This window comes from Streptomyces sp. NPDC020192 (assembly GCF_044388685.1).
In the GTDB taxonomy this organism is placed as follows: domain Bacteria; phylum Actinomycetota; class Actinomycetes; order Streptomycetales; family Streptomycetaceae; genus Streptomyces.
In genome coordinates this window covers 261,095-284,122 of the sequence record NZ_JBIRXG010000011.1, presented here as the reverse complement: position 1 = coordinate 284,122, position 23,028 = coordinate 261,095, and the positions used below count along the sequence as shown (strand labels likewise).

General features: G+C 71.5%; 22 protein-coding genes. 3 read left to right on the top strand and 19 right to left on the bottom strand.

Going from position 1 to position 23,028, the window contains the following annotated elements; translation table 11 throughout:
* Window positions 1-298: 298 nt before the first annotated feature.
* From ACH47Z_RS22690 to ACH47Z_RS22660, 7 genes are all read right to left on the bottom strand, one after another.
* Window positions 299-1,426, bottom strand: a complete 1,128-nt coding sequence (locus ACH47Z_RS22690; protein ID WP_399076343.1) for a hypothetical protein — start codon at window positions 1,424-1,426, stop codon at window positions 299-301.
* On the bottom strand, window positions 1,423-1,731 hold the full coding sequence (locus ACH47Z_RS22685; protein ID WP_399076341.1) for a helix-turn-helix domain-containing protein: 309 nt from the start codon (window positions 1,729-1,731) through the stop codon (window positions 1,423-1,425). Before ACH47Z_RS22685 ends, ACH47Z_RS22690 begins: the two co-directional genes overlap by 4 nt.
* Window positions 1,728-2,465, bottom strand: a complete 738-nt coding sequence (locus ACH47Z_RS22680; protein ID WP_399076339.1) for a hypothetical protein — start codon at window positions 2,463-2,465, stop codon at window positions 1,728-1,730. The genes ACH47Z_RS22685 and ACH47Z_RS22680 overlap by 4 nt, the downstream gene beginning before the upstream one ends.
* Window positions 2,462-2,746: a hypothetical protein gene (locus tag ACH47Z_RS22675; RefSeq protein WP_399076337.1), complete on the bottom strand. Its 285-nt coding sequence runs from the start codon at window positions 2,744-2,746 to the stop codon at window positions 2,462-2,464. Before ACH47Z_RS22675 ends, ACH47Z_RS22680 begins: the two co-directional genes overlap by 4 nt.
* Window positions 2,743-3,510 carry a hypothetical protein gene (locus tag ACH47Z_RS22670; RefSeq protein ID WP_399076335.1) on the bottom strand — a complete coding sequence of 256 codons (768 nt, stop codon included), beginning with the start codon at window positions 3,508-3,510 and terminating at the stop codon, window positions 2,743-2,745. Before ACH47Z_RS22670 ends, ACH47Z_RS22675 begins: the two co-directional genes overlap by 4 nt.
* Before the next feature lie 122 nt (window positions 3,511-3,632).
* Entirely contained in the window at window positions 3,633-4,325 is a 693-nt protein-coding gene (locus ACH47Z_RS22665; protein WP_399076333.1) for a Crp/Fnr family transcriptional regulator, read from the bottom strand.
* 145 nt (window positions 4,326-4,470) lie between these two features.
* The gene (locus tag ACH47Z_RS22660) at window positions 4,471-5,637 is read right to left on the bottom strand and encodes an MBL fold metallo-hydrolase (RefSeq protein ID WP_399076331.1); all 1,167 of its coding nucleotides are present in this window, start codon (window positions 5,635-5,637) and stop codon (window positions 4,471-4,473) included.
* A 206-nt stretch (window positions 5,638-5,843) separates the two neighbouring features.
* Here ACH47Z_RS22660 and ACH47Z_RS22655 point away from each other — a divergent pair, with 206 nt between their 5' ends.
* On the top strand, window positions 5,844-7,022 hold the full coding sequence (locus ACH47Z_RS22655; RefSeq protein WP_399076463.1) for a Glu/Leu/Phe/Val dehydrogenase dimerization domain-containing protein: 1,179 nt from the start codon (window positions 5,844-5,846) through the stop codon (window positions 7,020-7,022).
* Between the two features lie 78 nt (window positions 7,023-7,100).
* A complete protein-coding gene (locus ACH47Z_RS22650) occupies window positions 7,101-7,721 on the top strand; it encodes a TetR family transcriptional regulator C-terminal domain-containing protein (RefSeq protein ID WP_399076329.1) in 621 nt (206 codons plus the stop codon).
* Between the two features lie 136 nt (window positions 7,722-7,857).
* On the opposite strand, the gene ACH47Z_RS22645 is transcribed toward ACH47Z_RS22650, so the two are convergent.
* The 3 genes from ACH47Z_RS22645 to ACH47Z_RS22635 all read right to left on the bottom strand — a co-directional run bounded on the left by ACH47Z_RS22645 (window position 7,858) and on the right by ACH47Z_RS22635 (window position 11,791).
* Window positions 7,858-8,643: an SGNH/GDSL hydrolase family protein gene (locus ACH47Z_RS22645; protein ID WP_399076461.1), complete on the bottom strand. Its 786-nt coding sequence runs from the start codon at window positions 8,641-8,643 to the stop codon at window positions 7,858-7,860.
* A gap of 144 nt (window positions 8,644-8,787) precedes the next feature.
* Window positions 8,788-9,504 carry a DUF6250 domain-containing protein gene (locus tag ACH47Z_RS22640; protein ID WP_399076327.1) on the bottom strand — a complete coding sequence of 239 codons (717 nt, stop codon included), beginning with the start codon at window positions 9,502-9,504 and terminating at the stop codon, window positions 8,788-8,790.
* 196 nt (window positions 9,505-9,700) lie between these two features.
* Complete coding sequence (locus ACH47Z_RS22635) at window positions 9,701-11,791, bottom strand: alpha-galactosidase (protein ID WP_399076458.1); 2,091 nt, start codon at window positions 11,789-11,791, stop codon at window positions 9,701-9,703.
* Window positions 11,792-12,008: 217 nt separating this feature from the next.
* Here ACH47Z_RS22635 and ACH47Z_RS22630 point away from each other — a divergent pair, with 217 nt between their 5' ends.
* Window positions 12,009-12,806 carry a tyrosine-protein phosphatase gene (locus ACH47Z_RS22630; RefSeq protein WP_399076324.1) on the top strand — a complete coding sequence of 266 codons (798 nt, stop codon included), beginning with the start codon at window positions 12,009-12,011 and terminating at the stop codon, window positions 12,804-12,806.
* A 6-nt stretch (window positions 12,807-12,812) separates the two neighbouring features.
* Here ACH47Z_RS22630 and ACH47Z_RS22625 read toward each other — a convergent pair whose 3' ends face one another.
* From ACH47Z_RS22625 to ACH47Z_RS22585, 9 genes are all read right to left on the bottom strand, one after another.
* Window positions 12,813-12,935 carry a DUF6126 family protein gene (locus ACH47Z_RS22625; protein WP_399076322.1) on the bottom strand — a complete coding sequence of 41 codons (123 nt, stop codon included), beginning with the start codon at window positions 12,933-12,935 and terminating at the stop codon, window positions 12,813-12,815.
* Window positions 12,932-13,555 (bottom strand): helix-turn-helix domain-containing protein, encoded by a 624-nt coding sequence (locus tag ACH47Z_RS22620; RefSeq protein ID WP_399076320.1) that lies wholly within the window; start codon window positions 13,553-13,555, stop codon window positions 12,932-12,934. Before ACH47Z_RS22620 ends, ACH47Z_RS22625 begins: the two co-directional genes overlap by 4 nt.
* A gap of 91 nt (window positions 13,556-13,646) precedes the next feature.
* Window positions 13,647-15,032, bottom strand: a complete 1,386-nt coding sequence (locus tag ACH47Z_RS22615; protein ID WP_399076317.1) for an aspartate aminotransferase family protein — start codon at window positions 15,030-15,032, stop codon at window positions 13,647-13,649.
* Entirely contained in the window at window positions 15,029-16,927 is a 1,899-nt protein-coding gene (dxs, locus tag ACH47Z_RS22610; protein WP_399076315.1) for a 1-deoxy-D-xylulose-5-phosphate synthase, read from the bottom strand. The genes ACH47Z_RS22615 and dxs overlap by 4 nt, the downstream gene beginning before the upstream one ends.
* Before the next feature lie 29 nt (window positions 16,928-16,956).
* Window positions 16,957-18,090, bottom strand: a complete 1,134-nt coding sequence (gene ispG, locus ACH47Z_RS22605; RefSeq protein ID WP_399076314.1) for a flavodoxin-dependent (E)-4-hydroxy-3-methylbut-2-enyl-diphosphate synthase — start codon at window positions 18,088-18,090, stop codon at window positions 16,957-16,959.
* A gap of 4 nt (window positions 18,091-18,094) precedes the next feature.
* A complete protein-coding gene (hpnH, locus tag ACH47Z_RS22600) occupies window positions 18,095-19,117 on the bottom strand; it encodes an adenosyl-hopene transferase HpnH (protein ID WP_399076312.1) in 1,023 nt (340 codons plus the stop codon).
* Between the two features lie 5 nt (window positions 19,118-19,122).
* Window positions 19,123-19,764, bottom strand: coding sequence for a 1-hydroxy-2-methyl-2-butenyl 4-diphosphate reductase (locus ACH47Z_RS22595; RefSeq protein WP_399076310.1), 642 nt, complete (start codon window positions 19,762-19,764; stop codon window positions 19,123-19,125).
* Between the two features lies 1 nt (window position 19,765).
* Entirely contained in the window at window positions 19,766-21,811 is a 2,046-nt protein-coding gene (shc, locus tag ACH47Z_RS22590; RefSeq protein WP_399076308.1) for a squalene--hopene cyclase, read from the bottom strand.
* Between the two features lie 120 nt (window positions 21,812-21,931).
* Complete coding sequence (locus tag ACH47Z_RS22585) at window positions 21,932-22,996, bottom strand: polyprenyl synthetase family protein (RefSeq protein ID WP_399076456.1); 1,065 nt, start codon at window positions 22,994-22,996, stop codon at window positions 21,932-21,934.
* Window positions 22,997-23,028 lie beyond the last annotated feature (32 nt).

The window sequence follows — 23,028 nt, the reverse complement described above, 5'->3', positions numbered from 1 at the left end:
CTGGTCCGTGGGCCTGCCTTCGCGGGGTGCGCGAGGCGGGCATGCGTCATCGCGGCGCCGGGCGGCGGAACCGGGGAATCCGGCCGCCCGTCGCCGACGGACACTCACAGTAGTTGCCTGAGCATCATGTGCGGTGGGCAGTTGACAAAGTCCCCCGAGGAGCGTCCCACTCTGGTATGAAGCCTCGTACGACAGATCGATAATCGTCCGGAGCGCCCCGGCCGCAAGGGACGACACTCCCCGCATGATTACGGAGAGTGTCGACTTTGGCCTTGGGTTGGCGGGTTCCGGCGACAGGTCAGCCGGTGGCCCGCTCGAGCAGGGTGCGCGCCTTGCCCGCCCATTCCTCGACGCAGGCCATGACCGAGACGACCTGCTTCACGGCGGCGGAGATGTTCTTGACGGGCTTGCGGACGTGCCGGCTGAGGCTCAGCAGACCGTCGGCGGCCGAACCCATGCCGTCCAGCCCCGCCATGCTCTCCTGGGCGGTCGCCTCCAGGTCGACGAGCTGACGCAGGAACTCGTCCGTCCCCTCGCCCCACTCCTCGGGCGGGGTGATCTCGACGAGGCTCAGCGCCGCCCGCACCCCGCTGTCCAGGCTCGTCATACGACGGGCGAAGGCGTGCGCGGTGTCCTTCAGCTCGTCGGCGGGAGAGCTGATCGACTCGGCGTACCGGGCAAGTCCCGCGAGCCGGGCGCTCATCGGCACATGGGCCTGGGCGAGGCCGGCGATCTCCGCGCCGTGCTGCTCGGTCAGCGCGGCGATCGTCTCGATCGCCTTGGTGATCGTGTCCATGTCCTCGGTGACCTGTTCCAGGCCGTCCTCGATCGCGGCGAACTCGTCCAGCAGGCCCGGCGCCTCCTCGTCCTGCTCTGCGGTGTCCCCGGGCGCGGCGGGGGTCCCGTCGGCCGGCTGGATCCCGCGCAGCACACGGGCCGGGGTGAGGGATTCGAACCCGTCGCGCAGCCCCACCTCCAGCGCGTTCTCGATCGTTTCGCGGGCGTCGGCGAGGCCGCTGCGCGAGCGTTCGTAGTGGATGGTCCTGATGGAGGCGATGTCGAAGGGCAGCTGCCCGTGTTCGCCGATGTGGATGGTGGGTTTGCCGGTGATGTGGCGCAACCCCAGCTCGTACATCACGTTGGGGTTGCCGCCGGTCACGTCGGCGATGACCAGGTCGGACTGGATGACGTGCCGGCAGATCTGCTCGTTGACGTCGCCGGCGTGCGCGATGCGGTCGGCGCGCAGCGGGGTCATGCCGTACCTCGCGCAGGCCGGGGCGATCACCTGCTCGAAGACGCGGAGGTGATGCTCGTACGCCGCCCGCTCCGGACTGCCGTGCGGGGCGTAGGAGTTGCCGATGGGGCCGATGACGAAGCAGGTGACGTCGCGGTCCTGCTCGTCACGGGCGGCCAGGGTCGTGATCATCCGGGAATCTCCGTTCCGTGGTCGTTGGCGGGGTGCCGCCGGGCGGCGTGTGCGGCGCCCGCTTCGAGATCGACGGCGTAGACGGGCCGCTCCTCGATGCCGAGGGCGCGCAGCAGATACGCCGTGGGGATGCGGTACCGGTGGCCGAGGCGGAGCACCGGGCAGGGGAAACGGCCGTCGTGGATCAGCCGGTAGGCCGTACCGGGGCAGATGCCGAAGGCGCGGGCGGCCGTACAGAGGTCGACGCTCAGCGGCAGGTCGAAGGCCTCGGCGAAGGTCAGGGGTGGTCCGGACCGCGGGCTCACGGCCGGCTCCCGGACGGAAGCAGCGCGAGGGTGCCGATACGGTCCGCGTCCTCGTGCCGCCGGGCCCGGAACACCAGGTGGGCGAGCCCGGAGCAGTGGGCGAGCGCGCCCAGTCGCTCCCCTTCCCGGCGTGTGCCCGCGTCGACGAAGCGGAGCGTCGCCGACAGGCCGTCCCGCTGCGGCGGCGGTGTGATGTGCAGCTCCCAGTCCGCGCCCGGCTCCGCCTCCGCGACGTGCCGGCCGTCCGCGACCGCCGCCACGTCCGCGACGGGGACCTCGCGCCTGCCGCTACGCGCCCTGGCCCACATCTGGTTCGCGGCGCGCCGGAGGAGGCAGCCGCCGGGATCCGGGTCCAGCGGGTCGGCCGCGGCCAGAGCTTCGAGGACGGCGAGCACGGTCTCCGCCTCGAGATCGGCTCGTCCGACGGGCCACCGGAGACCGATCCGGTACCGGGTCCGGCCCAGCCCGGGGAGCGCGAGCCAGACGGCGAGGAGCCGGTGGCCTCGGTCTCCGTCCCCGGGCTCCTGGGCCGTGACGACGGCCTGCCGCCAGATCGGCGTCCACAGTGTCCGGTCGGCCCGGGGGCCGTACAGCGTGGCCCTGGCCTGCTGGGCAGTGAGGTGTGTCGTGTGATCACCGATGTGCACGGCGAGGCTCACCTGCCCGTCGGCGTAGGGGGCGGCGAGCCTCCGCGCGATGGTGTCGAAAAGGCCGGGGGTCTCGGACGATGTCATCGCTGCCTCCCGTCCGGCCGCGCCGGGCCGAGTGCCGACATGGCCGCGGTCGCCCGCGCGCAGGCGTGGGACAGGGCGGCCAGACGTGACCGCGCCGACGCGTACCGCGCCGCCCGGATCAGGCCGGCCCGCCGCTGTCGGTCTGCCGGGCCCGGGTTCGCCGAGGCGGCCGGGTGGATGTGGATGCCGCCGTACACGTTGCGGCCGACGTTGACCCCGCAGTCCGCCCACTGTTCCCGCGCGCCGCTGCCCTCGGGCAGGACGTCGAACGGCGCCGTCACCGTGCGCGGCGGGGGTCGGCCGGCGGGACGGGCGCGGGGAGCCCCACGGTGATGCCTCCGCTGACGTCACCGCCCACGGCAGCGCCGTGGTGGACGTACTGGGTGAGCGCGGCACGGCCCGTCCGTCCGGCAGCCGGCAGGTCCGGTCCCCGCCCCTGCTCGATGAGCGGCCGCAGCTCGTCCGGGGCGTGGCCGGGGACATGGATCCAGCCGTACCCTGCGAACTCCTTCGCCTGGACGTGCACTTTGACGTACCGACCCGGGTCGAGGCCGTTCTGCCCCAGCCGTACGACGTCCTGGTACAGCCGGTCGGAGACGATCACTGCGAGGTCGGTCGTGGTGAGGGCCGCCAGGACGGCCTTCAGCTGGGGCGCGTCGAGGTAGCGCGCGACGGCGACCGGTGCGGGACCGGCGTGGCCGAGGGCGGCGTCCGAGACCACCCCGGCGTCCACGGCGAGCCGCAGCCGCACACGGGTGGTGCGGTGGGCGTTCACGGCGGCCAGAGCGGCCGTCAGGTGCCGTACGAACGGGTCCAGCACGACGCTTTCCCGGGTGCCTGCGGGCAGTACGGCGAACTCCTGGTCGCCCTGCGGCTGGCGGGCCCATGCGGTGCGGTGCAGTCCGGACAGCCGTGCCGCCTCGTCCAGGACCCGTACGAGGTCGGCCTGGACGGCGGACTGGGCCCGGGTGTCGAGGCGGCCGTACTGCTCCACGTCGGCCGCGAGACACAGCCTGTGCTGCGGCGCGTTGGGGTGGATGGTCATGGCGACTTGTCACCTGCCTTCGGTGGTCGGGTGCGGTGTGCGTCCCAACTGTGCGAAGAACAGGGAGAGTTGACCATCAAGCCGCATTAATGCGGCTTTGTGGCGGTGAAGTCGGCGGCCTGCTATGCGAGCCGGGCCTGCTGCCGCAGGCGGTCGAGGTCGCGGATGGTGGTGCGCCGGGTACCGGTGCTGATGAGGCCGTCCTCGCGCAGCTGCGCGAGTGCCTTCTGTACGGTGTCCTTGGTGGAGCCGGTGAGCGCGGCGAACTCCTCCTGCGTGAGGTTCACCCTGATCATCAACTCGCCCCGCCCGCCACTGCAGCCGTACGACGTGACCAGTTCCACGAGGACGCGGGCCAGCCGCACCTTCACCGGATGCCCGGCGAAGTCCAGGAGCCGGCGGCCGGCTCGGCGCAAGCCGGTGCCGAACAGGCCGTACAGCGCCATCGACGCATCGGGGGCGGCGGCGAGAAAGGGCAGCAGGTCGCCCTGGGGGATGACGGTGGCGACGACGTCACCGCACGCCGTGACGGTGGCCGATCGCGCCCTGTGGTCCGTGGCCGCGATCTCGCCCACGACGTCGCCCTCGATCCTGATCTCCAGCAGCGCGTCGCGACCGCCGTCCGTGCGGGCCGTGACCTTGACGATCCCCTCGTGCAGCAGTATCAGATCGCGGGTGCTGTCGCCCTCGCGGATCAGGACCTCGCGGGGCGTGTAGCGGCGCGGGCTGCCGAGGCGCTGGAGGTCCGCCCAGACGGATTCCGGCAGGGCGGTGAGGAAGGGCACACGGTCGTCGGCGTGCGGGCTCTGCTTCATGCGCACAGCACAGCAATCCGCGGCCCGGACGGTGCGGAATTTCGCTCAGCGCCACTCCGCGCATCGAACGCACGCGGGGCGCACGACGGCGCACAGGAGAGGCACGGCGGGCTCCTCCTGCGGCGCCGATGTCGTCGTGGCCGCGTCAGCCCCGCGTCGGCGGCTCCGCCACCAGCGCGCCGACCGAGCGCCAGGTACGGCGCTCCGTGCCCGCCACTCCCCGCCACCAGGCCTCCGCCGGAAGCTTGCCCTCCGGTTCGAAGGGCTCGCCGGGCCGGGGCAGGGCCACCGCCTGGCCTGCCTCCTCGGCCGCCTCCTTGGTCCACTCCCCCGGTTCGGCCCACGGGTGCGGGGCGAGGTTGAAGGTGCCCCAGTGGATCGGCAGCAGCGCGCCGTGCGGTGCGCCGCCCTGGAGGTCCAGGTGGGCACGCAGACCCTCGTCGGGACGCATGTGGATGTCGGGCCAGAACTCGCTGTACGCCCCGATCTGGATCATCGTGGCGTCGAACGGGCCGTGGGCGGCGCCGATGTCCTTGAAGCCCTCGAAATAGCCGGTGTCGCCGCTGTGGTAGATCCGGTGCTCCTCACCGGCGACGACCCAGGACGCCCAGAGGGTGTGCTGGGTGTTGCGCAGGCCGCGGCCGCAGAAGTGGCGGGCCGGGGTGGCGGTGAGGGTGAGGCCGCCGACTCTGGTGGACTCGTGCCAGTCCAGCTCGCGCAGCCGGTCCGCGGAGACACCCCACTGCTCCAGGTGGGCGCCGACGCCGAGCGGCACGGCGAACAGGGTGTCCGTGCCGGCCAGCGCCTTGATCGTGGGCAGGTCGAGGTGGTCGTAGTGGTCGTGGGAGATCACGACCACGTCGACCTCGCCGAGCGCGGCCAGCGGCAGTGGCACGGGGTGCAGCCGCCGGGGTCCGGCGAACGGGAACGGAGAACAGCGCTCGCCCCAGACCGGGTCGAACAGCACCCGGTGGCCGTCGATCTCCGCCAGCACGCTGGAGTGCCCCATCCAGGTCAGCCGCAGCCCCGTGGCGGGCGGCTTGGCCAGGTCGGCGAAGGTCGTGGGGTGCACCGGGACGGTGCCCTTCGGGGCGCGCAGGGGCCGGGTCTCCTTGTCGAAGAACACCTTGGCGAAGTCCAGCGTGGAGCCGGAGGGCCGGGTGCGCGCGGTGCCGCCGGGGTTCTGGAAGACGCCGTCCTTGAAGTGGGGGGAGCGGCGGATGCGTGCCATGCGCTCACCGCCCGGGTCCGCGCCGAAGGCCTCCGGCCGCAGCGCGCGGAGCCCGGAGCTCGAGGAACGCAAACCGGTCACGGTACCTCCCGGTGAAGTGGGTGAGGCTCCCCATTATGGTCGGCGCCTCCGACAGCCCGGGTCCCCCAGGGGGTGCCGGGCCGTATCCGCCGAGCACTACTGAACCATCGTTCAGCACATTGACAGGGCGGGGACCGGCTTCAGATACTGACCAACGATTCAGTAATACCCTGGGAGGCACCATGCCCGACCTCGCCGTCGAACGGGTGCCCGCGCCCCTGATGTCGCTCGTCTGGACCGACCACGCCACCGGCCGCCGGGGCTTCCTGGTCGTGGACCGGCTGGTGCGCGGCGTGGCCAGCGGCGGGCTGCGGATGCGCCCGGGCTGCACCCTGGAGGAGGTGGCGGGGCTCGCCCGCGGCATGACGATGAAGGAGGCCCTGCACTACGACCCCGAAGGCCGCTACATCCCGCTCGGCGGCGCCAAGGGCGGCATCGACTGCGATCCCCGGGCCCCGGAGGCGTACGGGCTGCTGGTGCGATATCTGCGCGCCATGCGGCCGTACATCGAGAGTTTCTGGACCACCGGCGAGGATCTCGGTCTCACCCAGGACCTGGTCGACCGCGCGGCGGACGAGGCGGGCCTGGTCTCCTCCGTCCAGGCGGTGTACCCGCTGCTGGACGACGAGGCGGCGGCCCGCGCGCGGCTCGCGGACGCCTTCGCCGTCGAGGTGGACGGCATCGGGCTGGACGAGCTGGCCGGCGGCTGCGGGGTCGCCGAGTCGGTGCTCACGGCCCTGGACCGGGCGTCGGTGCCGTACGCGGGCACGCGTGTGGCCGTCCAGGGGCTCGGCACGATGGGCGGGGCCACGGCGCGGTTCCTCACGCGCGCGGGGCTGACGGTGGTGGCGGTCGCCGACATCAAGGGCGCGATCGCCAATCCGGCGGGGCTCGACGTCGAGGCCCTGCTGGCCGCGCGGGACGGTTACGGCACCGTCGACCGGCGTGCGCTGCGGCCCGGCGACCGTGAACTGCCCGGCGACGCCTGGCTGTCCGTCGAGGCGGAGGTGCTGGTGCCGGCGGCCGTGTCGTACGCGATCGACGCCGACGACCAGGAGCGGATCGGCGCCCGTTGGATCGTGGAGGCCGCCAACATGCCGGTCCTGCCGGAGGCGGAGGCACTGCTGGCCGCGCGCGGGGTGACCGTGCTGCCGGACGTGGTGGTCAACTCCGGTACGAACGCCTGGTGGTGGTGGACCCTGTTCGGCGACATCGGCGCGGACGCCGACGAGGCCTTCGCGCACATCCGGCGCTCCATGCGCGCCCTGACCGGCCTGATGCTCGACCGCGCGGACGCCGACGGTACGACCCCGCGCGCGGCCGCCCACGCCCTGGCGACCGACCGCCTGCCGTTGATCGCGGAACGCTTCGGGTGGTACCGGTGAGGACCCCCGCCGACCCGAACGGCCGGAAGGTACCTGGTCCGTTCGGCTCTGCTCACGACAACGCACTATCGTGACGGCGTGGCGAGAGTGCGGTTGAGCGTGGCCGAGCGGCGGGAGGAGCTGCTGCGGGCCGCCATCGGGCAGATCGAGGTGCGGGGCGTGGCGGCGGTCAGGATCGCCGACGTGGCCGCGGCGCTCGGGGTGAGCAACGCGCTGGTGCTGTACCACTTCTCCACGAAGGAGAGGCTGGTCGCCGCCGCGTTCGCCTACGCGGCCGAGGACGATCTCACCCGTCTGCGCACGCTGCTCGGGCGGCGTACGTCCGCGCTGCGCCGGCTGCGGGCGGCGGTGCGCTGGTACGCGCCGACCGGCCAGGCCAAGGGCTGGCGGCTGTGGATCGAGGGCTGGGCCGTGGCCCTGCGCGAGCCCGCGCTGCGGGAGGTCACCCGGGACTTGGACAAGCAGTGGAAGGCGGCGATCGCCGAGGTGATCGCCGAGGGCGTGACGGCGGGCGAGTTCACCTGCGCCGACCCGGCCGGTACCGCACTGCGACTGACCGCGCTGCTGGACGGCCTGGCGGTACAGCTGACGTCCTACCCGGGCGCGGTGCCACGCAACCGGGCCCAGGACTGGGTGGACGACGCCCTCGCCCGCGAACTGGGCCTGGACCGAAGGGCGTTGACCGATCGGGAGCGGTGAGCATGCCGGCAGGGCGTCCGGCCAGACCCGGCTGAGCAGGGACCGGTACCGTGCAGACCGCCCGCGCACAGGCTCCGGAAACCCCGCCGTACCCCGCCCCCGCCACATGTGCGGGAGCGGGGCGGGAGCCATGGGGTCAGGCCACCGAGGCTATGCGGTGTTTGATGTCGTCCGGGGACAGGGTGCCCTTCGCCGTCACGTGGTCGCCGGAGGACTCGCCGCGCAGTCGGCGGCCGATCCACGGGACGAGGTACTCGCGGGCCCAGTGGACGTCGTCGCGGCGGATGTCCAGGGTGCCCCGGGGCGGCAGCGGCGGCCACGGCTGCTCCGGGTCGGCCGGGGTCTCGAGGCCGAGCGCCTGGCCGGCGCGCAGCGCCACGCGCGTGTGCCCCTCGGGCGAGAGGTGGAGCCGGTCGCTGTCCCACGCCCTGCGGTCCTGTACGGACTTCAGGGACCACAGGTCGAGCACCGGGCAGCCGTACCGGTCGGCGATGGCCCGTACATGCCCGTTGTACGTGGCGATCTTGCCACGCAGATGCTTGAGCAGGGGGACGCCCCGGGTGTCGAACCCGGTCGTCACCATGACCGTGCCCGCGGCCTCGGTCAGCCGGGCCACGGCCCGCTCGAAACGCTCGGCCACCTCGTCCGGGTCGGTGCCCGGGCGGATGATGTCGTTGCCGCCCGCGCAGAAGGAGACCAGGTCCGGGGCGAGTTCGACGGCCTGCGGGAGCTGGTCCTCCACGATCTGGTCGAGCAGCTTCCCGCGGACCGCGAGATTGGTGTACTGGAAATCGCCCTCGGGCCGCCGGTCGGCGAGCAGGACCGCGAACCGGTCGGCCCAGCCCACGAACGCCCCGTCGGGCCCGGGGTCGCCGACGCCCTCGGTGAAGCTGTCCCCCACCGCCACGTACGACCCGATCACTGATCTGTTGTCATTCTTCGAATCGTCTGCCACGTCGGACCATGATTCCCCTTCGGATGTGACCTACGCGACCGTAGGCAGGGGTTGACGAACGGTGAGATGAGCCACTCTTAAATCATTTGCCATTCAGGAATACTCCAGTCTTCAGCGACGTTGACTGTGCGATCGCCACACCCGGAAGCCGCTGACCCTGAGGTGGCTCCACACGGTCCGGAAGCCGAAGTACCCGCCGGTGTACGGCTCGGGGTCCGTGTAGTCGAACACCAGGCGGCCGTTGTTCCACCACTGCACGAGCGAGCCGTCGGAGACGACGCGTACGTGGTTGGGCCGGTTCGGGACCAGCAGCGGCTCGGTGTAGTCGTAGACGAGCGGGCGGACGCCGGGCTCGCCGACGTAACGGCGCAGCCGGGTGGTGGTGTTGTAGTTCGCGCCGTAGCCCACGTAGTAGGTCGTGAGGTAGTCGTACTCGGCGAGGGCCCCGGTCCGGTGAGTGGCGAACAGGTCACCCGGGGAGCGGACGTCCGTCGCGTTCCAGAAGTTGTTCAGGTCCGAGACGCGGTCGTTGGCGCCGCCTTCCGAGACCGCGGTGGCCGTGTACTCGAGGACGTAGGGTCCGTCGAGCCGGTGCCGGAACCAGACCGTCGCGCCGCTGGGCACATCGATGTCCAGGACTCCGTCGGCCGCGGTGACGCTGCCGCCGTCCTGGAGTTCCGTCACCCACCGGCCGAGGCCGTGCCGGAAGTCGTCGCGGGCGAGGAGCCGGCGAGGGCGGGGCGCGGCGCTCGCGGCCGGGGCGGGCGCGAGCGCGGCTACGGCGGCCGCGGCGGCGAGGGCGGTGAAGGCCCGTCGGGTGGTCGTCATGTGCGGGGCTCCTTTCAGGCGGTAAGCGCTTGCTGTCGACGGCGACCACTGTGTCCCGCACCCATCCTTTCTGTCGACTCCCCGGGCGCGTCCGCCATGTGACCGCAACACACGCCGTGCGGCGGAGGCCGGACATGCCGAAGGCCGGACCCGGGGATCGTGGGTCCGGCCTTCGGCCGCGTGTCAGGCGGAAGGCTCAGATGCGCCGCAGCCGGATGACCGTCGCATCCAGGTCACCCTTGAGTCCGGTGCGCAGGCCGTGGTGCAGCAGGACTGCCCCGCGGTGGATTTCGCCGGTTTCGCGGCATTCGTACGACGCCGTCGGGTCGAGTCCGCGCAGCCGCAGCGCCGGCACCGGCTCGCCGTAGCTCTGCGCCTGGAGCCAGGCGAGGACCACCGCCTCCTCGCCACTGAGGTACTGGACGGCACTCAGACCGCCGGCCGGGGGCCGCAGCCGGTACAGCTCGCCGCGCTGGACGACCGGGCGGATCTCCTTGTACAGATCCACCCAGCGCCGGGCCTCGGCCAGTTCCTCGGGGCTCCACTCCGTGAGGTCGCCGCCGACGCCGAGGACGCCCGCCATCGCGCTGACGAACCTGAACCGCAGTGTGCTGACACGGCCGTTGAGCTGATGGTTCGGGCTGTCGGTGACCCAGGCGGCCATGACCCGGGCGGGGTGGAGCTGGCTGAAGCCGTACTGGATGGCGAGCCGGTCCAGCGGGTCGGTGTTGTCGGAGGTCCACACCTGGTCGGTGCGGCCGAGCACCCCGAGGTCGATCCGGCCGCCGCCGCCCGAGCAGGACTCGAAGGCGACCTGGGGGTGCGCCGCGCGCAGCCGGTCCAGCAGGGCGTACAGGGCGTGGACGTGGTCCACCCACAGCCGCTGCGGGTAGGGCTCGCCGGGCCAGCCGGCGTCGGTGAAGCAGCGGTTGAAGTCCCACTTCACATAGTCGATCGGGGCACTGGACAGCAGGGTGTCCAGCTGCTCCCACAGATACTCCTGGACGTCCTCGCGGGCGAGGTTGAGGACGAGCTGGTTGCGCAGTTCCGTCCGCTTGCGTCCCGTTTGGTACTGCACCCAGTCGGGGTGCGCGCGGTACAGGTCGCTGTCCGGGTTGACCATCTCCGGCTCGACCCAGATGCCGAACTGCATGCCGAGGCCGTGCACCTGGTCGGCGAGGGGCTTGAGGCCCTGCGGGAAGCGGTCGGGGTTGGGGGTCCAGTCGCCGAGTCCGGCGCGGTCGCTGGTGCGGGCGCCGAACCAGCCGTCGTCCACCACGAACAGCTCCACGCCGATCTCGGCGGCCCGGCGGGCGAGCGCGAGCTGCTGTTCCTCGGAGATGTCGAAGGTCGTCGCCTCCCAGGAGTTGAACAGCACCGGCCGGTCCCGCTCCGCGTCCGGGATGACGTACGCGCGCTGGTAGGCGTGCCAGGCGCGGCTCGCGCCGCCGAAGCCGCCGTCGGACCAGAGGCCCGCGAAGACCGGGCTCGTGTACGACTCCCCCGCCTCCAGCATCAACAGGCCCGAGTCGTCGTAGCCGGCGCCGCCGGTGATCTGCACGCGCGCGTCCGGGAGCTGGCCGACGGCGATGCGCCAGGAGCCGGACCAGCCGAGCGCGCAGCCGTAGACCTCGCCGCGCTCCTCGGTGGCGTCGGTGTCCAGGGCCACCCAGGGCAGGTGCTGGTGGCCGGTGTGGCCGCGGCGGCTGCCGATGACCTTCTCACCGTAGGTGAGGGGGGCGGTGGTGAGGCGGGACTCGGCGGCCCAGCGGCCGTGCAGCTGGGACAGCCGCCAGCCCTCGCGGTCGGGCAGGGTCCAGGTCGCCGCGTCGGCCCGCAGCAGCTCCACGCGCGCGTGCCCGCCGTTCGCCACGGTGACCCAGCGCTCGACCACGTCACCGCGCATCCGGTAGTGCAGGGTGATCGCGACCCCGTCGTCGTCGAAGCACAGCCGCAGCTCCTCGCCCTCGCCCTCGCCCTCGGTGTCGGTGTCGTACGACACGAAACGCCACTCGGTGCCGCGCCGCTCCTCGGTGCGCACGGACAGGGCGGGGCGGACGAAGCGGGGGCCGCCCTCGACGGGGTACTCCTCGCGGCCGTCGAGCGGGGACTCGAAGGGCCAGTAGCCGGGCAGCGGGTCCTCGGCCAGCGCCTCGGCGTCCGCGAGGGCGATCCGTGGCCCCCAGTGGAGGTGGAGCAGTTCGTCCGCATCAGTGCGATGCAGGGCATAACTGCTGGTGGGCCCCGAGAGGAGCCAGGTACGACCGTCTTCGGCGATGTCCACCACGTAAGACCTCACAGGTGCCAACAGATCCGCTCAAGTGCAAACATCATTAGGCTCACGTGCCCTCGGTTTCAATGCCTGTGGACAACTGGTTTCCGTGTCGACGGCCCTCGTCTCCCTGCCTGTGGACAACTCCTTGCCCGAGGAAACCGATGTCGTATCGTCGACACAGCGCCCGCCGACGAGCCGCGACGGTGGGGCCCGACCGGGAGGAGCCCCCGTGACGCAGCAGGTCCCGTCGACCGAGCCGGAGCTGGCCGGTGTACGCAATTTCCGTGACGTGGGCGGCCTGCCGACCACGGACGGACGGCGGGTGCGCCACGGCGTGCTGTTCCGCAGCGGGCACCTCGCGCACGCGACCGAGAACGACACCGTGTTCCTCGCCTCGCTGGGCCTGCACACGATCTTCGACTTCCGCAACGCGGCCGACCAGAAGCTGGAGGGCCCGGACGTCGCGCTGCCCGGCGTGCGGAATCTGAACCTGCCGCTGAGCGACCCGGCGGACGGCGCCGAGTTCTGGCAGATGGTCCGGGACGGCGACCTCGTCCAGCTGCGCGGGATCCTCGCCGACGGCAAGGGCGCGGCCCGGATGGTCGCCTCCTACCGGAAGATCGTCAAGGAGCGCACCGCCGAGCACTCCCGGGTGCTGCGCGCGCTCACCGAGGACAGCGTGCCCGCGCTGATGCACTGCGCGGCCGGCAAGGACCGCGCGGGCATCTCCATGGCCGTCACGCTCCTCGCCCTCGGCGTGGAGCGGGACGCGATCGTCGCCGACTACCTGGAGTCCAACGCCAAGCACCGGCGCTACAAGGTCCGTCGCAGTGGCAGCGCCGAGACCGCGTACACCCCCGAGGTGATGGAGCTGCTCAGCCCGCTCTTCGACGCCCGCGCCGAGTACCTCCAGGCGGCCTTCCAGAGCATCGAGGACACCTGGGGCGCGGTCGACACCTACCTGGAGCAGGGCCTCGGCCTCACCCCCGGCGACCGGGACCGGCTGCGCGAGCGCCTGCTGAACTGACCCGGATCAGCCCTTGCCGCCCACCGCGAACAGCAGGTAGAGGAACGCGGCCAGGACATGGCCGACGGCGATGTAGATGATCAGGCGGATCCACAGGGAGCGGGGGAACTTCGTCTCGAGGTCGCTCATGGCAGCTCTCCGGTCGACGGCCCCAGGCACAGCGCGGCCATGGGACTCTGCAGCAGGGTGTGGACGAACAGCAGCTCGACACCGTCGTGGTCCTCGGCGGCGAGGCGGTGCGGGGTGAGCGAGTCGAAGTGGGCACTGTCGCCGGGCGCGAGCAGATGCACGGTGTCGCCGAGCCGCAGGCGCAGGCGGCCCCTGAGGACGTAGAGCCACTCCTCGCCGGGGTGGACGCGCACGATGTCGCCCTGTGAGCCGTACGGCACGCGCACGCGCAGGGCCTGCATACCGCGGCCGGGCGACCCGGCCTGGACGTACGTCCAGCCGCCCGCCCGGGTCGGCTCCATGTCGCCGGCCCGCACGATCGCGTCCCGGTCGGAGACCGTCTCGCCGAGCAGTTCGGAGACCGTCGTATCGTAGATACGCGCGAGGGCGAGCAGCACCGGCAGCGACGGCTGGCGCTGCCCGGTCTCCAGCCGGGACAGATGGGCGGGCGAGAGTCCGGCTGCGCGGGCCGCGGCCTCCAGGGTGAGGCCGGCGCGCCGGCGCAGTGCACGCAACTGCGGCGCGATCACGGGCAGTCCGTCACCCGGCTCCGCCGGCGGCCCGGCGTCTGAGGCGTTCATGCCTCCATTCAGCACCTGTTTTGCCTGAGCGGCAATTTTCTTGCCTCTGAGGCAAAAAACCGTTCTCTTCCTGCCGTTCTTCTGGTGACGCTCAGCGGTTCGCCACCGCCTGCTTGATCAGGGTCTTGCCGAAGTCCCACATCAGGCCGCCGCCGCTGTGCGCATCGTCCATGACGGCGGTGAAGGCGTCCACGAACCGGTCGACGTCGGCCTCGTCGATGATCAGCGGCGGGATCAGCTTGATCACTTCCAGGTGGTCGCCGGAGACCTGGGTGAGGATCCGGTGCTTCTGCAGCAGCGGTACGACGACCATCTGGGCGAACAGGCCCTTGCGGGCGGCCTGGAGCATGGTCCAGCGGCTGCGCAGCTTGAGCGAGGACGGCCGGCCGAACTCGATGCCGATCATCAGGCCCCGACCGCGGACGTCGGCGAGCAGCTCGTATTTGTCGGTCAGTGCGGTCAGCCGGGACTTCAGCAGCTCGCCCGTGCCGCGCACGCCGGCGACGATCTGCTCGTTCTCCATGACCGACAGCACGGCGAGGCCGCACGCCATCGCCTGGGCGTTGGAGCCGAAGCTCGCCGAGTGGACCAGCACGCGGTCCATGGACGAGTAGACCTTCTTGAAGATCCAGTCCTTGCCGAGGGTGGCCCCGACCGGCACATAGCCGCCGGACAGCGCCTTGGCCACGCACACCAGGTCGGGCTCGACGCCGTCCTCGTGCTGGTAGGCGTAGAAGTCGCCGGTGCGGCCGAGGCCGGTCTGCACCTCGTCGGCGATCAGCAGCGCCTTGTGCTTGTGCAGCAGGTCCTGGGCGGCGCGCAGATAGCCGGGCGGTGCCTCGTGCACGCCCTTGCCCTGGATCGGCTCGACGATCAGCGCGGCCACGTCGCCCTTCTTCACCTCCCGCGCCAGGGCGTCGAGATCACCGAGGGGTACGGCGGTGTCGGGCAGCAGCGGGGCGAAGCCGTCGCGGAAGCCGTCCTCGCCGTTGACGGACAGCGAGCCGGTGGTCAGGCCGTGGAAGGCGTGGTCGCAGTACAGGATCCGCGGCTTGCCGGTGGCATAGCGGGCGAACTTCAGGGCCGTCTCGACCGCTTCGGTGCCGCTGTTGCCGAAGAACACCCGGTCCAGGTGCGGGCTGTGGGCGAGCAGCCGTTCGGCGAGCAGGCCGGGCAGCGGCTGGCAGTCGAAGCGGGTGAGGTCGGCGAGGTCGAGGTCGAGGACGTCGTGCAGTGCCTTGCGGACGACCGGGTGGTGGCGGCCGAGGCCCATCACACCGAACCCGGCGAGCATGTCCAGGTAGTCGTTGCCGTCGGCGTCCCAGAAGTGGGCGCCCTCGGCCCGCTCGTAGACCTTGTCGAAGCCGATGGTGTGCAGCATGCGCCCGAGCTGCGGGTTGAGGTACCTCGTGTGCAGCTCGTAGCGTTCGGCTCCGCGCTCGGCGAGCAGCGCGCCGAGGTCGAACTCCGTGCTCATTCCTTCTCCTTGGCTGGGCCGCCCGCGTCCCTGAAGACCAGGCTCGCGCTGATCCGCCCGGCGATCTCGACGGGCGTGAGTCCGATGTCGGCCAGCACCTCGCCGCGTTTGGCGTGCGCGAGGAACTGCTCCGGGATGCCGAACCGCCGTACCGGCACATCCACGTCGGCGTCACCGAGGGCCAGCGCCACGGCCGAACCGACGCCGCCCGCACGGCTGTTGTCCTCCACGACGGCCACCAGCCGGTGCTCGGCGGCGAGGCCCGGCAGCGCGGGGTCGACGGGCTTGACCCAACGGGGGTCCACCACCGTGCAGTTGATGCCGCGCGCCTGCAGCAGGTCGGCGGCCTGGAGGCAGACCGGCGCCATCACGCCGACGGCCACCAGGAGCACCTCGGGGCGTTCGGCGCGATGCAGGACGTCCATGCCGCCGACGTGGCCGACGGCCGGGATGTCGGGGCCCACCGACTCCTTCGGATAGCGGACCAGGGTGGGCGCGTCGTCCACGGCGACGGCCTCGCGCAGCTGGGCGCGCAGCTGGTCGGCGTCGCGCGGGGCGGCGATCCTCAGGCCCGGCACGACCTGGAGGATCGACATGTCCCACATGCCGTTGTGGGAGGCGCCGTCGACGCCGGTCACGCCCGCCCGGTCCAGGACGAAGGTGACTCCGCAGCGGTGCAGGGCGACGTCCATCAGCAGCTGGTCGAAGGCGCGGTTGAGGAAGGTGGCGTAGACGGCGAAGACGGGGTGCAGACCGCCGGTGGCGAGCCCGGCCGCCGAGACGGCCGCGTGCTGTTCGGCGATGCCCACGTCCCACACGCGGTCGGGGAAGCGCTCGGCGAACTTGGTGAGCCCGACCGGGTGCAGCATGGCCGCGGTGATGGCGACGACGTCGTCCCGCTCCTCGCCGATCCGCACGATCTCGTCGCCGAACACCGAGGTCCAGGACGGTCCGCCGGACGGCGAGAGCGGCTCGCAGGTGAGCGGGTCCATCACGCCGACGGTGTGGAAGTGGTCCTCCTCGTGGGCGAGGGCGGGCTCGTAGCCGCGGCCCTTCTCCGTGAGGCAGTGCACGAGAACCGGGCCGTGGAAGCGTTTCGCGCGGCGCAGCGCCGACTCGACGGCCTTGACACTGTGGCCGTCGATCGGGCCGACGTACTTCAGGCCCAGGTCCTCGAACATGCCCTGCGGGGCGAAGGCGTCCTTGAAGCCCTTCTTCGCGCCGTGCAGGGACTCGTAGATCGTGGTGCCGACGACCGGGGTCCTCAGGAGTACGTCCTTGCCCCAGGCCAGGACCTTCTCGTAGCCGTCCGTCGTGCGCAGGGTGGCCAGGTGGTTGGCGAGGCCGCCGATGGTGGGGCCGTAGGAGCGCTCGTTGTCGTTGACGACGATGATCAGCGGCCGGTCCTTCGCGGCCGCGATGTTGTTCAGCGCCTCCCAGGCCATGCCGCCGGTCAGCGCGCCGTCGCCGATGACCGCGACCACATGGCCCTTCTCCCCGTGCACCTGGAAGGCCTTGGCGAGGCCGTCGGCCCAGCCGAGCGCGGTGGAGGCGTGGCTGTTCTCGATGACGTCGTGCTCGGACTCCTCGCGCGAGGGGTAGCCGGACAGGCCGCCCTTCCCGCGCAGCTTGGAGAAGTCCTGACGCCCCGTCAGAAGCTTGTGTACGTAACTCTGGTGGCCGGTGTCCCACAGGATGCGGTCGACCGGTGACTCGAAGACCCGGTGGAGGGCGAGGGTCAGTTCCACCACGCCCAGATTGGGGCCGAGATGCCCCCCGGTCCTGGAGACCGCCTGCACCAGGAACTCACGTATCTCGTGGGACAGTTCGCCGAGTTCCGCCTCGGACAGCGCCTTCAGGTCGCGTGGTCCCCGGATGTTCTCCAGCATGGTCACGCTCGACCCCCTCTCGGTCCGTGCTTGCCTCAATTCGACTGGTCTGCGGGGCTCGTCCGCTCGGCGAGCTTCATGGCCTCCTCGATGAGGGTCTCCACGATCTTCGACTCGGGGACGGTCTTGACGACCTCGCCCTTGACGAAGATCTGGCCCTTTCCGTTGCCCGAGGCAACCCCGAGGTCGGCCTCACGGGCCTCGCCGGGACCGTTGACCACACACCCCATCACCGCGACCCGGAGCGGCACCTCCATGCCGTCCAGTCCCGCCGTGACCTCCTCGGCGAGCTTGTACACATCGACCTGGGCCCGCCCGCACGACGGACAGGAGACGATCTCCAGGCGCCGCTCCCGCAAGCCCAGGGACTGCAGGATCTGGATGCCGACCTTGACCTCCTCGACCGGCGGCGCGCTCAGCGAGACCCGGATGGTGTCGCCGATGCCCCGCGCCAGCAACGCCCCGAAGGCGACGGCCGACTTGATCGTGCCCTGGAACGCCGGACCGGCCTCCGTGACGCCCAGGTGCAGGGGGTAGTCGCACTGTTCGGCGAGCTGCCGGTAGGCCTCGATCATCACGACCGGGTCGTTGTGCTTCACCGAGATCTTGATGTCCCGGAAGTCGTGCTCCTCGAACAGCGACGCCTCCCACAGCGCGCTCTCGACCAGCGCCTCCGGGGTCGCCCTGCCGTACTTCTGGAGCAGACGGCGGTCCAGGGAACCGGCGTTGACCCCGATCCGGATCGGCGTGCCGTGGTCCTTGGCGACGCGCGCGATCTCCCGCACCTGGTCGTCGAACTTCTTGATGTTGCCCGGGTTGACGCGCACGGCCGCACAGCCGGCCTCGATCGCCGCGAACACGTACTTGGGCTGGAAGTGGATGTCCGCGATCACCGGGATCTGCGACTTCCTCGCGATCGTGGCGAGGGCGTCCGCGTCGTCCTGCGTGGGGCAGGCGACGCGGACTATCTGACAGCCGGACGCGGTGAGTTCCGCGATCTGCTGCAGGGTGGCGCCGATGTCCGACGTACGGGTCGTCGTCATCGACTGCACCGACACCGGGGCACCGCCCCCGACCGCCACCGGCCCGACGTGGATCTGCCGCGACGTGCGCCGCGGCGCGACCGGCCGGGCCGGTACCTCGGGAACGCCCAAGGGAACGGCGGTCACGGCGTCACTCCCGGTTTCCGGAGACGGTCTCGCGCATGGCCCGCAGCGACTCCTTCAGGGAGCCGACGGTGGCGAGCACGGCGGTGGGCTCGTAGCCGCAGTGCGCCATGCAGTTGTCGCAGCGCGGGTCCTTGCCGCGGCCGTACTTGTCCCAGTCGGTCTCCTCCAGCAGTTGCCGGTACGTGGCCACGTAACCGTCGCTCATCAGGTAGCAGGGCTTCTGCCAGCCGAACAGCGAGTAGCTCGGGATCGCCCACGCGGTGCACGGGAAGTCGACCTTGCCCTCGAGGAAGTCCAGGAAGAGCGGGCTCTGGTTGAGCCGCCACTTGGCGCGGTTGCCGCCCGAGAAGGCCTTCTTGAACAGTTCCCGGGTCTGCTGGACGCCGAGGAAGTGGTCCTGGTCGGGGGCCTTCTCGTAGGCGTAGGCGGGCGAGAGCATCATCTCGTCGACCTTCAGGTCGTCGTTGAGGAAGTTGAGCACCTCGACGACGGTCTGCGGGGTGTCGGTGTTGAAGAAGGTGGAGTTGGTGGTCACCCGGAAGCCGCGCCGCTTGGCCTCCTTGATGGCCTCCACCGCCTCGTCGAAGGTGCCCTCCTTCGCGACCGAGGCGTCATGCCGCTCACGCAGCCCGTCGATGTGCACGGCCCACGCGAAATAGGGCGACGGCTTGAACTTGTCCATCTTCTTGCGCATCAGCAGCGCGTTGGTGCAGAGGAAGACGAACTTCTTCCGTGCCACCAACTGCCGTACGATCTCGTCGATCTGAGGATGCATCAGGGGTTCGCCGCCGGCGATCGACACCATCGGCGCACCCGACTCCAGGACCGCGCCGACGGCCTGCGCCACGGGCATGCGCTGCTTGAGCACGCCCGCCGGGTGCTGGATCTTGCCGCAGCCCTCGCACTTGAGGTTGCACGCGAACAGCGGCTCCAACTCGACCAGCAGGGCGAACTTCTCCCGCTTCCTGACCTTCTGTTCCAGCAGATATGTAGCGACCTTGAGGGTCTGACGCAACGGCATGACCATCTGGCTCACCTCCGGGGGAGCAACAAAGAACGGTGCCATTCAAAAAACGCGGGAAGTACGGAACGAAGAACGCGGAAGGCTGATATTCCACCGCGTACCGTGCCGATCCGGACGAGTTCATGTTCTGGAGCGTCCACGACCACCCGGACGGCCGCAACCGGGCGTTCGCCGGCCTGGACGGCGCTCAGCAGCGTGGCGGCCGACTCCATGTCGACCGCGATCGCGCCGGTCGCGAGCAGCTGCGCGCGCTCGGTGCCGCGTACGACGTGGTCGGAGCCGGTGAGCGGCCCGGTGTGGACCGTGCGTCCGGGCAGCAGCCGCACGAGTTCCTTGACCAGCAGCTCGGTCGCCACGCAGGCGACGGTGCCGCGCGGGTCCCGGGTCTCCTCGGCGACCACCAGATCGCCGGGGTGCATGCCGGGGGCGAGCCCGGCGCAGAACCCGGTGGCCAGCACGGCCGCGTCAGCGAGTGCCGGCACGGCGAGCTGCCGGGTGACGGAGCGTTCCGCCGCCTTCGGGCCCATGCCCGTACGGACGACGGAGTACGGCCCGCCCGCGCCGCTCCTGTCGCCCGTGCGCAGGGCGAGCTGCTCGATGCCGAGCGCGCAGGCGATCAGCAGCGGGGCCGGGGCGGGCTGGGCGTTCACCTCAGTTCACCCTGGCCTCGGCGTGCGGCGTCCTGGCCCCGGGACGAGGCGTCCTGGCGAGCAGCCGGCGCTCGAAGGGGTCGCCGTGCAGGTAGCGGCCGAGCGCGGTGAGCGGGAAGACCTGCCGGTACAGGTGGTAGTTGATGGAGAAGTCCCAGGGGAAGCCGGTGCCGGTGAAGTACGGCTCGTCCCAGCTGCCGTCCTCGCGCTGGGTGTCAGCCAGCCACCGGATGCCGCGCTCGACGGCCTTGGAGTCCTGCTCCCCCGCCGCGAGCAGCGCCATCAGCGCCCACGCGGTCTGCGAGGCGGTGGAAGCGCCACGGCCGCTCCACTCCTTGGCGTACTTGTAGGAGCGCAGGTCCTCGCCCCAGCCGCCGTCGTCGTTCTGGACGCGCTCCAGCCAGGCTACGGCCCGCCGGATCGCCGGGTGCGATCCGGGCAGTCCGGCCGCGGTCAGCGCGGGGACCACCGACCCGGTGCCGTAGACGTAGTTGACGCCCCAGCGGCCGAACCACGAGCCGTCCGGCTCCTGTTCGGCGAGCAGCCAGTCGATGCCGCGCCGGGTGCGCGGGTCGTGGGCGAGGCCCTCGGCGGCGAGCATCTCCACGACGTGCGCGGTGACGTCCGCCGACGGCGGGTCGATCACCTCGCCGAAGTCGCAGAACGGCAGCCGGTTGGGGAACGGGCTGGTGTTGTCGACGTCGAAGGCGCCCCAGGCCCCGTTCTTCGACTGCATCCCGAGGTTCCAGCGCACCGCGCGCCCGATGGCCTTGTCCATCCGCTCGGGGTCGTGGTGCCGGACCCGGCGCAGCGCGAGCACGACCTCGGCGGTGTCGTCGATGTCGGGGTAGTTGTCGTTGTGGAACTCGAACGCCCAGCCGCCCGGCGGAAGTTGAGGTCGCCGTACGGCCCAGTCGCCGGGCCGGACGATCTCCTCGCCGAGCATCCAGTCGGCCGCCTTGACCAGTTGCGGGTGGTCGGCGGGCAGCCCCGCGTCGACCAGCGCGATGGTGGCGAGGCAGGTGTCCCACACCGGGGACTGGCAGGCCTCGATCATCCGGGCGCCGTCCTCGCGCCACACGGCGAAACGGTCCAGCGAGGCGAGGCCCTCGCGCAGGACCGGATGGTCCAGGTCGTAGCCGAGCAGGTGCAGGGCGATGACCGAGTACACGGCCGGGGGCTGGATGCCGCCCCAGCAGCCGTCGTTCTCCTGCCGCTCGACGATCCAGCGGGCCGCGGAGTTCATCGCGGCCCTGCGCAGCCGGCGCACGGCGACCCTGCGATAGCCGCGGACCACCTTGTCGAGCCGCTGGAAGAGCCCGTCCCAGCTCGTCACCGGGGCGAGCGGCTGCGGCGGGTTGGGGTTCGCCGGGTCGGTGTGCAGCTCGTCCAGCGCGAAGGGCGCGGGGCGCACCGGGCGCTTGGCGGAGACGACGGTGAGCGGCACGATGGTCTGTCGCGCCCAGCACCCGAAGTTGTAGATGTTGAGCGGGAACCAGGTGGGGAAGTAGAGGAGTTCCGGCGGGAGTTCGGGCAGGTCCTCCCACTTCCACCAGCCGAACAGGGCGAGCCAGATCCGGGTGAAGACACGGGAGGCGGCGATCCCGCCGCGCTCGCGGATCCAGGCGGACGCCTTCGCCATATGAGGTGCGTCGGGCGCGTCGCCGGCCAACCGGAGGGCGACGTACGCCTCGACGGTGGTGGACAGTTCGCCGGGCCCGCCGTAGAAGGTGGCCCAGGTGCCGTCCTCGAGCTGCTCGCCGCGGATGAACTTCGCGGCGGCCTGGGTGGTCTTCTCGTCGCGGATGCCCAGGAACTGACGGAGCAGCAGGTCTTCGGCGTCCATGGTGACGTTGGTCTCCAGGTCGCCCTTCCACCAGCCCTGGTCGTCCTGCCGCGACAGCAGGAAGTCGGTGGCGCGCCGGGCGGCGCGTGCGGCGGCGTCGCGCACCCCGGCCGCCTCGGGGGTGGTGAGAGTGGTGTCGCTGGCCGCGGCCGCGTGAGGCTGCGAGGTCGCCCCGGTGCTTCCGTCGGTCGTCGCTGTCATGGCTTCCCCTTCGTGCAGTCGTGCGAGTCGTGCTGCTGTGGGTCCGCCGTCGGCCGGTGTCCTGACGCGATCATGTGACACCGGCCGGCGACTACGCGAGGCGTGTTCGGCCGATAGTGATCATCTCTTTCGTACGACGACGAAGTCGGCGAGTGCCGCGAAGGCGTCCCGGACCCGGCCGGGCATGTCGACGGCGTCGAGGGCTCCGATGGCGATGGTGTGCTGGCGGCGCGCTTCGTCGGCCGTCCAGTCGCGGCCGCCGGCCTCCTCGATCAGGGCCGCGCGGGCGGCGAACTCCTCCTCGGAGAAGTTCTCGAACTCGCTGCTCTTGGCGTCCGCGGCGAGCATCTCGCCGAGCTGCTCGGAGGCGGCGCCGCCGGCCGCGAGGGCGGCGACGACCGGCAGGGACTTCTTGCGCTGGCGCAGATCGCTCCAGGTCTGCTTGCCGGTGGCCTCCGGGTCGCCCCAGATGCCGAGCAGGTCGTCGACGGCCTGGAAGGCGAGGCCGAGGTGGTAGCCGTACTTCTCCAGCGCGTCGGCGGTCCTGTCGTCCGCGCCGCCGAGGAGGGCGCCGATGGAGGAGGCGCAGGCGAGCAGCGCGCCGGTCTTGTTGCCCTCCATCTCCAGGCACTCCTCGACGCTGACGCGGTCGCGGTGCTCGTAGGAGATGTCCTGCGCCTGACCGTCGATCAGGGCGCGGGTGGCGGCGGTCAGCCGGCGGGTGGCGCGGCCGGCGTCGACGGTGCCGAGCTCCAGCAGGATCTCGTTGGCGAGGGCGAACAGGGCGTCGCCGACCAGGATGGCCTGGGCGGGGCCGTGCACCTTCCAGACGGTGTCGCGGTGCCGGCGCTGCTCGTCGCCGTCCATCAGGTCGTCGTGCAGCAGCGAGAAGTTGTGGACGAGTTCGACGGCGACGGCCCCCGGGATGCCCACCTCGGGCGCCGCGCCGGTGACCTCGGCGGAGAGCACGGCGAGGGCGGGCCGTACGGCCTTGCCGCCGTCTCCGTCGGCAGGGTTGCCGGCCGCGTCGATCCAGCCGAAGTGGTAGGCGGCGACGGTGTCCATGGGCGGCGCCAGGCGGTCGACGGCCGTACGCAGGACCGGTGTGGCCAGGGTCCGGCCGCGCTCCAGCAGCGCGGTCACGTCCACCGCGGTCCTCCGAGCGGGTGTCGAGGCCGGGGGCACAGTGGGCACAGTCTCTCCTCTTGTTGCGGTGC